Consider the following 12,765-nt stretch of genomic DNA (forward strand, 5'->3'; position numbering starts at 1 on the left):
ATTATGCTTGTGGTGGAATTAAATCCGGTACCAGTTTGGTCAATGCTAAACGCTGTTTAGCTGCTGTTGCACCAAGCAGTACAAAGCCACGAATGGTTCCTTCACTATCGACAGCTTTAGATAACATGCCATCTTCAAAATGTTCAGTTTCCCAATTCACATCTACATTGTGTGGTACTGGCAATACAGTGAGTGGTGCAGCAGGCGTTTTAACCGCAACTGGCATAGCAGGGTAGTGAACATGAGTGTGCTGACCTACCAAAGTTTTTGCCAATGCACGTGCTTGTTGCATAATTGGCATAACGTATGGCAATAAAAGCCCATTTACTTCGGCACAGTCACCGACAGCATAAATATCGGGCTGATTGGTTTCCATTAGACTATTGGTGAGAATTCCGCGACTGGTTTCAATCTTGGCATGCTTGGCAATATCAATATTGGGTTGTAAGCCCACCGCACATAAGACAAGATCTGCTGCAAGGCTGTGACCATTTTCTAGTGTCACGACGTAATGTTTTTTAACTTTACTGATTTTCTCAACGGTTGTGCCAAGAATAAACTTAATACCACTCTCGTGCAGTTTCTTTTGAAACTCTTCAGCAACATATTGTGGCAATAAACGACCAAGCGGTTGTGGTGCTAAATCAATGACAGTTGTTTGATAACCTGTGTGCTGTAAATCATTGGCAAATTCACAGCCAATTAACCCAGCGCCTAAAATGGCAATCCGTTTATCTTGTTTTTGATCAAGCTGCTCGCGAAATGCGCGGTAATCGGTGAGTGAATTCACAACATGAATATCGTCACTACCATCGCCAGCAATCGCTAAACGAATTGGATTCGCCCCTACAGCTAAAATGAGTTTACTGTAGTTAAGTTCAACAGTTTGTTGATCTTGCACATAGCTTAACTGGTGCTTTTCAGCATCAATATGATTGACCCAAGCATGCGTTTCAATGCGCATGTTGAGTTGCTCAGCCATTTTGGTTGCATCTGCAAGTGCAATTTGAGCAGGCTGTTTATTGCCTGCCAAGGCATTTGACAATGTTGGCTTGGCATAACTTGCTGCATCATCAGCACAGATCATGATCAGTTCTTGTTCTTTGTTTAATTTTCGGTATTCACGTGCAAGGGTATAACCCGCCATACCCGAACCCACAATCACAATAGGCTGCATAATATTCTCCAAAATGTTTTTATTAAGTAAAAAGACCATGTTCAAACATGGTCTTGAGCGGCTTTATACTTCAATCATTTCAAAATCTGCTTTGGATACTCCACAGTCTGGACAGGTCCAGTCATTGGGTACATCTTCCCATTTTGTCCCAGGAGCAATGCCATCTTCTGGCCAGCCTGTTGCTTCGTCGTAAATCCATCCACAAACGATGCATTGATATTTTTTCATGAGTATCTCCAAAATGCTGATGGGTAGCCAAAAAATGCCTGTCAGCGGTGCTGTTATAAGGGGAAGCCTGATCATTATAGTTTACAGGTTCTTATCTTAAAATTTTTACCTTGTTGTACTGTAAAGTAAAGAAATTCTTGGAAGATTACGTTTTTAAAAAGAAGTAACAATAGAGTGAAACTCATATTTTTTATGTCTTAGACTAAGGTGGTAATGCAAAAAAAATAAAAATGCATAAAATATTATCGGGATTTTCTTGATGTTAAAATAAATTTAATTGTAAATCAATAACTTAAATAAGTTTATGTGCTGAAAAATGTTAATTGAATAAAAAATAATAGTTTTTTTAAGTTTAAATGGTTAAAATTAGCTCAAATCGATAGCTTGATATTCTCCTGCCATGAACTTTGCTCAAACTTTTTGGTCTCATATTCGTACCATTCCAGATTTCCCAAAAACTGGGATTTGTTTTTATGATTTGACACCGTTGTTGGTGAATCAAATTGAAGCATTGTCTGATGCTTTGGTTGCAAGTATCCCAGCAGACAAAATAGAAGCTGTAGACAGCTTTGTTGCTGTAGAAGCGCGTGGGTTTGTGTTGGCAAGTTTCTTGGCACAACGTTTAAATAAAGGTTTAATTTTAGTGCGTAAAGCAGGAAAATTACCACCGCCAGTTGTGGGTGTAGGCTACAGCTTAGAATATGGTTTAGATAAACTTGAAATGTCAGCTGATGTTCAGCCAAACCAAAATGTGATTTTGGTAGATGATATTTTGGCAACAGGCGGTACATTAAAGGCAGTTCAAACGTTGGCAAACAAATGCCAATTAAACGTTTTAGGCGCAACAATTTTATTAGACTTAGACCGTGAACATAAAGACATTGGTTTGGATGTTTGGTCTGTAGTACGTGAAAGTGAAAACACTGAGTTGCAAGAAGTTGTTGCATAAATGAAGTAAACAAGACAGAAAATGCCGATCTTAGATCGGCATTTTTTATTTTGGTGATGGGTGAAAATTTTGCTCAAATTGCTGAACTAGCAAATTAATGTTTTCTGGGTATTCAAGTCGATGATAGCCGCCTGTATAGGTATGTACAATCATGAAACGTTCCAGAATTTGTTGTGTTTGATACATGTTGAGCATTTCATCACCCAGTTCTAAGTAGGCAAACTGTGGAATGTCATGATCTAAGTCTTTTTCTTCAAGTGCAGGGTAATCATCGCGAAAATTTGGTGCAAGACTTGGGTTTGCTACAATGGCAGGCAAATGAAACTGGTAAGACATTCTCAGTGTCCAATATCCTCCAACGCCATGTCCCACCAATAAATCAGGTTTAATTTTTTCAATAATGTTGCGGTAGAGCATTTCAACCGTTTGAAAACTTAAATTACGATAATCGACGTCTATACAAAATTTTTGTTTTGCTTGAATTGCATGGAATTTATTGGATTCCTTGGATGAATCTAATCCGTGCAGGAATAGAATTTTGGCATTATTCATCTTCATCGAGTTGGTTTCATCACAGGATAATGTAGAAAAGTCAGCTAGAAACATGCATTTGGTCTTAAAATGTTCGCGGTTTCTGCCATATTTTACGTTGCTTGGGGAGTTATGTGAGCTAGCGAAAGGTCTAAAAAGATTTTGTTTTAGACTAAAGTTGCATAACTAGGCTGATTTTTTGAACCGATTTTTAAGAATTCTTTCGAAAAAAGCGTGAATTCTGCTATGCTATGGGACTTCTTTTTTCAACTACTTTTTCGAGGCAGAGATGACGCAACACAACGCTCAATCGACTTCTGAACCCATTATTTCCGAAAACGATTTAATTGCACAGCGTCATGCCAAGTTAAAGCAAATCAAGGAAAGTGCCAAAGAGACGGGTACAAGCCCTTGGCCAAATACCTTTAAACGTGAGCATTATGCAGGTGACTTGCAAGAGCAGTTTAAAGATTTAGATAAAGCTGCGATTGAAGCGGGTGAACACGTTTATGTGAAAGTTGCAGGTCGTGTGATGTTGAACCGTGGCTCGTTCATTGTATTGCAAGACATGACAGGTCGTATTCAGCTTTATGTAGACCGCAAAGGTTTGCCAGCAGATACCTTAAGCACCATTAAATCTTTAGATTTGGGTGATATTGTTGCGGCAAGTGGTTACATCGGTCGTTCAGGTAAAGGCGATTTGTATGTTCACTTGGAAGGATTTGAACTATTAACCAAATCTTTACGTCCGCTTCCAGACAAATTCCATGGTCTAAGTGATACTGAAGCGAAATATCGTAAGCGTTATCTTGATTTGATCGTCAATGAAGAAACACGCAAAACTTTCGAAATCCGCGCGCAAGTGGTTGCAGGTATTCGTAATTTCTTGGCAGCTCAGCGTTTTATGGAAGTTGAAACACCAATGATGCATGTGATTCCAGGTGGCGCTTCAGCGCGTCCATTTGTGACACATCACAATGCGTTAGACATGGATTTATATTTGCGTGTTGCGCCTGAACTGTATTTGAAACGCCTTGTTGTGGGTGGTTTTGAGCGTGTATTTGAGATTAACCGTAACTTCCGTAATGAAGGGGTTTCGACTCGCCATAACCCAGAATTCACGATGATTGAATTCTACCAAGCCTATGCTGACTATAAAGATTTGATGCAGTTGACTGAAAATATGCTAGAAAAACTAGCAATTGATATTTTAGGTTCAACTGATGTGCCATATGGTGATGAAGTTTACAGCTTCAAAGGTCCATTCAAGAAAATCTCAATGTTTGATGCGATTCTTGAGCACAATCCAACATTTACGCCAGACAATGTCAATGATCGCGAATTCTTGGCAAACTTTGTGCGTGAAGAGTTGAAAGAACAGGTGAAACCAGGTTTTGGTTTGGGTAAATTGCAAACGATCGTATTTGAAGAAACTGTTGAAACTCAATTGCGTCAACCGACTTTCATTACTGAATATCCTGCGGAAACTTCTCCACTAGCGCGCCGTAATGACCATAACCCGCATATTACTGACCGTTTTGAATTCTTTATTGGTGGCCGTGAGTTGGCAAATGGCTTCAGTGAGTTAAATGACCCGCTTGATCAAGCTGAGCGTTTCCAAGCACAAGTTGCTGAAAAAGATGCAGGTGATGATGAAGCAATGCATTACGATGCGGACTTTATTGAAGCATTGGAATATGGTTTGCCTCCAACAGCAGGTGAAGGGATTGGTATTGACCGTTTGGTGATGCTATTTGCGAATGCATCAAGTATTCGTGATGTGTTGTTATTCCCGCACATGCGTCGTAAAGATGCTTAATTTCAACTAATTCACCAGTTAATTAAAAATCCTCCTGCATATCAGGGGGATTTTTTTATTCATGCTCATCAGGTTTTTTGAATAAATAGGTCTTAAAAAATATTTTGCTTATTTATCTAGAAGGTAAAATTTTTATTTAATTTCATTATCGTTGTCTTGATGAAATCGGATTATTTTTTGATTGAAGGTTAATGGGTTATTTACAGGTACGTGCTTATTTATAGTAGAAAAGGGACGAGAATTTTAAAATAGCTAATGCTTGTCAGCCCGATGCGACGTATAATTTACAGCTTATTTTTTGGAAAGATAAAATGAGCCTTCAGCAACAACTGATCTCCTTGAAACAGGTCGAATTGGCAAAATCAGCCAATCAAGTCTTACAGCGTAGCAATAAAACACAGCGTCAGGAAAGCTACAAACAGGCTCTGCTTGAATTAAATCAGGCATTTGAAGAGCACCTATTACAAGCAGTGATGTTGGCATTTGGTTTGAATTCAGGACAGGCGAAAAAAGTACGCTATAAAAAAGATCGCGTACGTGTATTCAAACAGCATGATATTGATTATACAGCGATAGATGGGGCTGAAACGGCACAAATTTTGTCTTGGATTGCACAAAGTATTGTGTATGAAGATGCGATTGTAACGCATGATTTGGACAATATTTTTCCATTCTGGAAAGAAGGTTTTCCAATGGTACAGTTCGATAATGCTTACACAATCTTGCTAGAAGATATTCAGATACATTATGAGATGGTTTTGGATGCTTTAATTGAGCTCCATGCCTGAAAAAAACCGCCTGCAATGAGGCGGTTTTTCTTTTAAGATTCTTCAGATTGAATCAGTGATTCGGATTTTTCAATAATTCGAGTCACTAAAAGCTGATCAATCTTGAAGTGGTCAACATCGACAACTTCAAACTTATAACCTCCAAATTCCACACTATCAGCAGGTCGAGGAATTTTTCGGAGTTGATACATCATAAAACCTGCAAGTGTTTCATAATGTTCTTCGTCAGGCATATCATCGATACCCAGCGCATGTTTCATGTCTTCAATCGGAGTGCCACCATCAATCAACCATGAATTGTTATCACGCTTAATAATTTGCTGCTCTTCCTCAATGGTGGTTACCCAGTCACCCATGACTGTAATCATGATGTCTGAAAGAGTAATGACCCCGACCACAAGTGCATATTCGTTAATCACCACAGCAAATTTCTCTTTGCTGGCACGAAAACGGTCTAACACTTCTGAGAGGCTTAATGAATCTGGGAGGGTGGGAACAGTACGGATGGTAGATTCATTGAGCTGGTTGATGGATTGATTATTTAGAATTCGAACCAGAATATCTTTAGCATCAACATAACCAATCACTTGATCGATGGTTTCGTTACAGACTAAAAACTTGGAAAATGGGTATTTTGCCAGTTTTTGTCGAATACTATTTTCGGACTCATTTAACGTAAAGAATACAACATTTTCACGAGTTGTCATGCTCGAATGTACATTACGCTCTTCAAGTTCAAAAACATTTTCAATAAAGTGATGTTCCTGTTTTTGCAATACACCCGCTTGTGCACCTGCATCCATGACGGCAGAAATATCATCAAAAGTAATGTTATCTTCGCGTGTGGTATTGATCTTAAAGAGGCGAAACAGCAAATTGGCAATTGCATTAATCACCCATGCCAATGGTTTGCAGACCTTAATGAACACCTGAATCGGATTAATGACAGCAATCGAGATTTTTTCAGGTGCAATCATTGCCAAGCGTTTTGGCATAAGATCTGCAAATAAAATAAAGAGTGAGGTTACTAATGTAAAGGATAGGGCAAAACTAATGGTTTCTGCCCATTGCCCCGTATAAAAGTGGGTCACCAGATTAAGTAAATAGGGACGAAAAGCCCCTTCACCTAAAATACCGCCTAAAATTGCAACAGCATTTAAACCGATTTGAGAAGCGGCAAAAAAATCAGCGGAATTTTCTTGTAAATCCAAAACTTGTTGTGCGCGTTCATCACCAGCTTCAGCTAAAATTTTCAGTTTAACTTTGCGTGCGGCCGCGAGAGCAATTTCGGTTAGAGCAAGGAAACCTGCACCAGCAATTAATATGATGATGATGATGATGTTCTGAAACAGACTCACATTACACCTGTCATTATAGATTATTCATTATCAAGTATTTTTTAACACAAAAACAGAAGAGGTGATACTGGAATATCACCTGATCATAATAAATCGTTGAATAAGAGGATAAACAGCGATTAATACTGTGAAAATTGTGAATTGTTCATCAGGAATTCACGATTTTCTTCTTCGATCATTTGGCGAGCAACATAAAGAATCAGTTGGCGTAACCAGCGATGAGCAGGGTGATGATGCAATAAAGGACACCATGCCATTTTTAATTCGATTTCTGGAATATAAAATGGAGGATCTTTAATCACAAGTTCCTGACTTTTTGCTTGTAAGCGTGCAATGCGGCTTGGTAGTGTTGCAATCAGATCAACATTTCTAGCGAGCAAGGCTGGCATTTGATAATGACGGGTAAAGACGGAAATTTTACGTTTTTGACCAATACGTTCTAAAGCTTGATCAATCCAGCCTAAACCTGCCTGTTTGTCAGGGTTGACACCAAAACCAATGCCCATACCTGTCTTGGAAACCCAGATGTGATGTGCATCAAGATAGTTTTTTAGGTTAAGGTTGTTGGCATTAGGATGTTTGGGGTTGACTAGACAAGAAAAGCTATCGCGCCAAACCAAGACCTGATGAAAGCTTTGAGGAATTTCATTGAAGCGATTAATTGCCAGATCGACCTTGCCTTGTTCCATATCACGGTAAGACACATCACTTGGAGTCAGGAAATCAAGAACGACATTGGGTGCTTCAGAACGTAGTGCTTTGACTAGGCGAGGTACTAAAGTTGCTTCAGCATAGTCAGACGTCATAATACGAAAGACACGATTACTCGTATATGGTCGAAATTCGGTACGTGGCTCTAAAATCATGGAAAGATCAGAAAGCACATCTCGAATACGAGGTTGTAGCTCCAAAGCGCGCTCTGTGGGGGTCATACCTTCAGATGAGCGAATGAGCAACGGATCATTAAAAAGAGTTCTTAATCTGCGTAAAATATTACTCATAGCGGGCTGGGTAACACCAAGTTGCTCAGCAGCACGAGTTACATTTTTCTCACGTAAAAGTACGTCAAGATAGATTAATAGATTAAGGTCAACCCGCTCCAAATTCATAGAACAAATACCGAATATAACCGTATGAAATTAGTTGTAAATTATGCCATAAGCAAAAGCTTTTGTGTGAAAATATCCAAAAAAACGCTGAATCTTTATAGTTGTGAAAGGATTTAGTTTCGTTTGATTTTTAATCTTCCTATAACATGCATATAAAAAGAATTTTTACTGAAAAAAACAGCAACAAAAAGCCTTCAAACACAGGTTGAATCTATTAGTCAAAGCCACCATACTTTAGTCGAATGATTAAAAAGATTAAAAAATCATCATTTTTTATAAAAAGCAGTCTAAATAAACTCTTTTTATTTCAATAGCTTGATAATAATCATTACGATTATAATACGACTTTGATCTATGTATTTTTTTAATAAATAGTGGGGATTAGTCAAGGATATTGGATTTAATTTTTTTTACGTTCTAATCTGTGTTCATCAGGCGGAAATGATCAAAAACCAAACAATCCAGTAAAGCGGGATTTGATCATGATGCGTTATGAAAATCCTAAAATTAAAAGGAACCAATCATGACTACATACCAAACAGCGATTGATGCAATTCGTGAATTGAAGGCAAAGTTCGGTAATACATGGGCAGATATCAGCCCAGAAGATGCAGCACGTATGCAACTGCAAAACCGTTTCAAAACAGGTTTAGATATTGCTAAATATACAGCTGCAATTATGCGTCGTGATATGGCTGAATACGATGCCGATTCTAGCAAATACACTCAATCATTAGGTTGCTGGCATGGTTTTATTGCACAACAAAAAATGATTGCTAACAAAAAATACTTCGGTACAACTAGCAAACGTTATATCTACCTTTCTGGTTGGATGGTTGCGGCACTTCGCTCAGAGTTTGGTCCACTTCCTGACCAATCTATGCACGAAAAAACTTCAGTTCCAGCGCTTATCGAAGAGATCTACACTTTCTTACGTCAAGCTGACGCGAAAGAATTGAATGATTTGTTCCGTGCCTTGAACAAAGCAAAAGAAGCTGGTGATGCTGCTAAAGTTGCAGAAATTACTGCTCAAATCGACGGTTTCCAAACTCACGTTGTGCCAATTATTGCTGACATCGACGCTGGTTTCGGTAACGAAGAAGCAACTTACTTGCTTGCTAAGAAAATGATCGAAGCTGGTGCTTGTGCACTTCAAATCGAAAACCAAGTATCTGATGCGAAACAATGTGGTCACCAAGCTGGTAAAGTTACTGTTCCACACGAAGACTTTATCTCTAAGATCCATGCTTTACGTTACGCATTCTTAGAAATGGGTGTTGATGAAGGTGTTATCGTTGCGCGTACTGACTCTGAAGGCGCTGACTTGACTCAAAAAATCCCAGTGGTTAAAGAGCCAGGCGACATCGCTTCTCAATACATCGCTTACTTAGACACTCAAGAAATTGACATCTCTGAAGCAACTGATGACGAAATCCTAATCAAACGTGATGGTAAGTTACATCGCCCTAAACGTTTGGCTTCTGGTTTGTACCAGTTCCGTGAAGGCACTCAAATTGACCGTGTAGTACTTGACTGTATTACTAGCTTGCAAAACGGTGCTGACCTTCTTTGGATCGAAACTGCGACTCCAAACGTAGATGAAATTGCACACATGGTGAACCGTGTTAAAGAAGTTGTTCCAAATGCGAAACTTGTTTATAACAACTCTCCATCGTTCAACTGGACTTTAAACTTCCGTCAACAAGCTTACGACCGTTTCGTAGCTGAAGGTAAAGACGTATCTGCATACGACCGTGCTAAATTAATGAGCGCTGACTATGACAATACTGAATTGGCTGCTGCTGCTGATGATAAAATCCGCACATTCCAAGCTGATGCGTCTCGTGAAGCAGGTGTGTTCCATCACTTGATCACACTTCCAACTTACCACACAGCTGCTCTTTCTACTCATGAGCTTGCTAAAGGTTACTTCGGTTCTGAAGGTATGTTGGCTTATGTTGCTGGCGTACAACGTAAAGAAATCCGCGGCACTATCGCATGTGTTAAACACCAAGCAATGGCTGGTTCAGACATCGGTGATGACCACAAAGAAATCTTCTCTGGCGACAACGCGCTTAAAGCAGGCGATGACTCTAAGAACACAATGAACCAATTCTCAGCTCACTAAGCGCTGAAAATAAAAAACCCTGCTCATGCAGGGTTTTTTTTATTTTTGTTTAAATGATTTGAGAGTTTTGATTTTATATTGCGCTGTTCATAAGATCATTTGATTTATCTCTGTGTTGCAAGAGAACATGAAAAGAGTGTGTTAATCAAAGCGATCTTGTTTTTATAAAACTGAATGAAGTCCAGTTTATTTATTTTTATAAAACTCCACCGATAGATTGGCATGCTTCTTTATATAATTTGTATTGCTGGCTAATGACGTCATCTAAAGGGATATTGAATAGTTTGTCACCATTTTTATAATGCTGGAGATAATCGGTTGCTTTTTGTTTGGTTGAGTTCAATGTTTGCTCATGAAAGCTATTAATTGGGCTCATGCTATTATCTGCATAATTGTGACAACTAAAATGAGAAAGCAGCAGCTCAGAGCGCTTGACTTCATTGGAACTAGTAAATAAACATCCAGATAGGTACAAAGAAATTAGCGGTATTAATAAAAGTTTCATGGTGAAGGGGTTATTTTAGGGCTGCAATATTCTAAGCATATTTAGATAACCGAATTATATGACATATTTCTTAAATCCCATTTATTTTGTTTAAATAAAGTAACAAAAAGTAATTTAAAATATAATATTGTTAATAAATAATTAATTTGTTTTAAAAATGAGAACTTGTTCCTGTTTTTATAAAAATTGATATTATGAGTGTTTATTGAGATAAAGGGCACAAGAGAATTAACATCTTTTGTACCCATTTAAAGTTATGCTTAGTTAAAACGTGATAAATCTTCTTCAGGGCGAGCAGTTAAAATTTCTGCACCTGTTGGTGTGACCAAAATTGTATGTTCATATTGAGCAGATAATTTATGATCTTTGGTGACGACCGTCCACTTGTCACCTAAAGTTTTGGTTTGCCAAACACCTGCATTGACCATAGGTTCAATGGTAAATGTCATACCTGCTTCTAAGCGCATGCCTGTATTTTTTGTACCGTAGTGCAATACTTGTGGTTCATCATGAAATACTGTACCAATGCCATGTCCACAATATTCACGTACAACACTAAAACGCTCAGATTCAACATATTTTTGAATTACAGCGCCAACATCACCAATATAGGTGCCAGGTTTTACTGCTTCAATACCACGATACATTGCTTCTTGTGCAACATGACATAAACGGTTCGCTAAAATAGATGTTTCACCACCCACGATGTACATCATATTGGTATCGCCATGATAACCATCTTTAATGACAGTCACATCAATATTTAGAATATCGCCTTTCTTCAAAATTTTATCTGCTGATGGAATACCGTGACACACTACGTGATTCACAGAGGTGCAGATTGTATGTTGAAAAGCAGGGCGACCAGGTGCTGCGCCGTATCCTAAACATGCTGGAATTGCATTTTGAACATTTACAATATAATCATGACAAATCGTATCTAATTCTAGAGTGCTTACCCCAGGTTGGATATGCGGTTTGATCATATCCAAAACTTCAGCCGCCAGTCGTCCCGCCACACGCATTTTTTCAATTTCATCAGGTGTTTTAATCAGGCGGCGTGGAGCTTCGTAAGTACTGTTCATGATCTCTAAAAACTTTTGGAAATTTATGTGTGACTATGGTATAAATAGCCGCCCATTTTATCAAATGCTTTTTCGTGAATAAATTTCACGGGCTTTGTTGGATGGGGCAATAAAATCCGCACATATATCGACACATTTCTCTGGGTGCCTTTCGAGGTGGAGAATGCGGATATATGGAGGCTTAACCCAAACTTTAAGGTAAAGAAAATGGCAGATTACAACGTAAGCATGCGCGACCTTCTTCAAGCTGGCGCGCACTTTGGTCACCAAACTCGTTTCTGGAATCCAAAGATGCGTCAATACATCTTTGGTGCGCGTAACAAAATTCACATCATCAACCTTGAGCATACAGTTCCTGCGTTAAATGATGCTTTGAACTTTGTTAACAATCTTGCTAGCAAAAAGAACAAAGTATTGTTCGTTGGTACTAAACGTGCTGCATCTAACATCATCCGTGAACAAGCGCAACGTGCTGGTCAGCCGTACGTTGATCACCGTTGGTTAGGTGGTATGTTGACGAACTGGAAAACTCTTCGTCAATCAATTAACCGTTTGAAAGACCTTCAAACTCAATCTCAAGACGGTACTTTTGCGAAGCTTACTAAACGTGAAGCTTTAGAGCGTACTCGCGAGATGGAAAAACTTGAACGTGCTTTAGGCGGCGTTAAAAACATGGGTGGTTTACCTGACGCATTATTCGTAATTGACGTTGACCACGAATCAATCGCGATTAAAGAAGCTAAAAACCTTGGTATTCCTGTAATCGGTATCGTTGATACAAACTCTAACCCAGACAACGTAGATTACGTTATTCCTGGTAATGACGATGCGATCCGTGCGGTTACACTTTACGCTGCTTCTATGGCTGATGCGATCATTGCTGGTAAAGAGTACGCTCAATCACAAGCAAACGCTCAAGCTAAAGTTGAAGAAGCTGCTAAAGAAGCTCCAGAGGCTTAATGCGTTTTGACGCAGGCTTGTCATTTTTGCGACATGTAATCGTGGCAAATTAAGCGTCAAGAAAGCAGAACGGTCCAGAGAACACTTTGGGCCGTTTTTGTTAAAAAAAAGATTGATTATTTTCTACC

The 12,765-nt window shown here is 38.9% G+C and carries 12 protein-coding genes; 5 read left to right on the forward strand and 7 right to left on the reverse strand.

The window, feature by feature from the left end; genetic code table 11:
- Position 1: 1 nt before the first annotated feature.
- Together ACX1N5_RS00515 and rubA are read right to left on the reverse strand one after the other, a co-directional pair.
- The gene (locus tag ACX1N5_RS00515) at positions 2-1,177 is read right to left on the reverse strand and encodes an NAD(P)/FAD-dependent oxidoreductase (protein WP_458799973.1); all 1,176 of its coding nucleotides are present in this window, start codon (positions 1,175-1,177) and stop codon (positions 2-4) included.
- Between the two features lie 63 nt (positions 1,178-1,240).
- Positions 1,241-1,405 carry a rubredoxin RubA gene (gene rubA / locus ACX1N5_RS00520; protein WP_004753313.1) on the reverse strand — a complete coding sequence of 55 codons (165 nt, stop codon included), beginning with the start codon at positions 1,403-1,405 and terminating at the stop codon, positions 1,241-1,243.
- Positions 1,406-1,805: 400 nt separating this feature from the next.
- Between rubA and ACX1N5_RS00525 the strand changes: the two genes are divergently transcribed.
- Complete coding sequence (locus ACX1N5_RS00525) at positions 1,806-2,354, forward strand: adenine phosphoribosyltransferase (protein ID WP_004753311.1); 549 nt, start codon at positions 1,806-1,808, stop codon at positions 2,352-2,354.
- A 45-nt stretch (positions 2,355-2,399) separates the two neighbouring features.
- Here the strand turns inward: ACX1N5_RS00525 and ACX1N5_RS00530 are convergent, their stop codons facing one another.
- The gene (locus tag ACX1N5_RS00530) at positions 2,400-2,912 is read right to left on the reverse strand and encodes a YqiA/YcfP family alpha/beta fold hydrolase (RefSeq protein WP_165493006.1); all 513 of its coding nucleotides are present in this window, start codon (positions 2,910-2,912) and stop codon (positions 2,400-2,402) included.
- 262 nt (positions 2,913-3,174) lie between these two features.
- Here ACX1N5_RS00530 and lysS point away from each other — a divergent pair, with 262 nt between their 5' ends.
- On the forward strand, positions 3,175-4,704 hold the full coding sequence (gene lysS / locus ACX1N5_RS00535) for a lysine--tRNA ligase (RefSeq protein WP_131380929.1): 1,530 nt from the start codon (positions 3,175-3,177) through the stop codon (positions 4,702-4,704).
- 311 nt (positions 4,705-5,015) lie between these two features.
- On the forward strand, positions 5,016-5,492 hold the full coding sequence (locus ACX1N5_RS00540; protein ID WP_458799975.1) for a hypothetical protein: 477 nt from the start codon (positions 5,016-5,018) through the stop codon (positions 5,490-5,492).
- Positions 5,493-5,524: 32 nt separating this feature from the next.
- On the opposite strand, the gene paeA is transcribed toward ACX1N5_RS00540, so the two are convergent.
- Together paeA and ACX1N5_RS00550 are read right to left on the reverse strand one after the other, a co-directional pair.
- The gene (gene paeA / locus ACX1N5_RS00545; protein WP_458799977.1) at positions 5,525-6,850 is read right to left on the reverse strand and encodes a polyamine export protein PaeA; all 1,326 of its coding nucleotides are present in this window, start codon (positions 6,848-6,850) and stop codon (positions 5,525-5,527) included.
- 119 nt (positions 6,851-6,969) lie between these two features.
- On the reverse strand, positions 6,970-7,959 hold the full coding sequence (locus ACX1N5_RS00550) for a LysR family transcriptional regulator (RefSeq protein WP_004903780.1): 990 nt from the start codon (positions 7,957-7,959) through the stop codon (positions 6,970-6,972).
- A gap of 523 nt (positions 7,960-8,482) precedes the next feature.
- Here ACX1N5_RS00550 and ACX1N5_RS00555 point away from each other — a divergent pair.
- Positions 8,483-10,087 carry an isocitrate lyase gene (locus ACX1N5_RS00555; protein ID WP_131380925.1) on the forward strand — a complete coding sequence of 535 codons (1,605 nt, stop codon included), beginning with the start codon at positions 8,483-8,485 and terminating at the stop codon, positions 10,085-10,087.
- A gap of 196 nt (positions 10,088-10,283) precedes the next feature.
- Here the strand turns inward: ACX1N5_RS00555 and ACX1N5_RS00560 are convergent, their stop codons facing one another.
- Positions 10,284-10,592 carry a hypothetical protein gene (locus ACX1N5_RS00560; protein WP_131380923.1) on the reverse strand — a complete coding sequence of 103 codons (309 nt, stop codon included), beginning with the start codon at positions 10,590-10,592 and terminating at the stop codon, positions 10,284-10,286.
- Between the two features lie 260 nt (positions 10,593-10,852).
- Complete coding sequence (gene map, locus ACX1N5_RS00565) at positions 10,853-11,677, reverse strand: type I methionyl aminopeptidase (RefSeq protein WP_458799980.1); 825 nt, start codon at positions 11,675-11,677, stop codon at positions 10,853-10,855.
- Positions 11,678-11,884: 207 nt separating this feature from the next.
- Here map and rpsB point away from each other — a divergent pair, with 207 nt between their 5' ends.
- Positions 11,885-12,637, forward strand: a complete 753-nt coding sequence (rpsB, locus tag ACX1N5_RS00570; RefSeq protein ID WP_004753293.1) for a 30S ribosomal protein S2 — start codon at positions 11,885-11,887, stop codon at positions 12,635-12,637.
- Positions 12,638-12,765: the final 128 nt, after the last annotated feature.

Source organism: Acinetobacter sp. ANC 4636, from assembly GCF_054454555.1.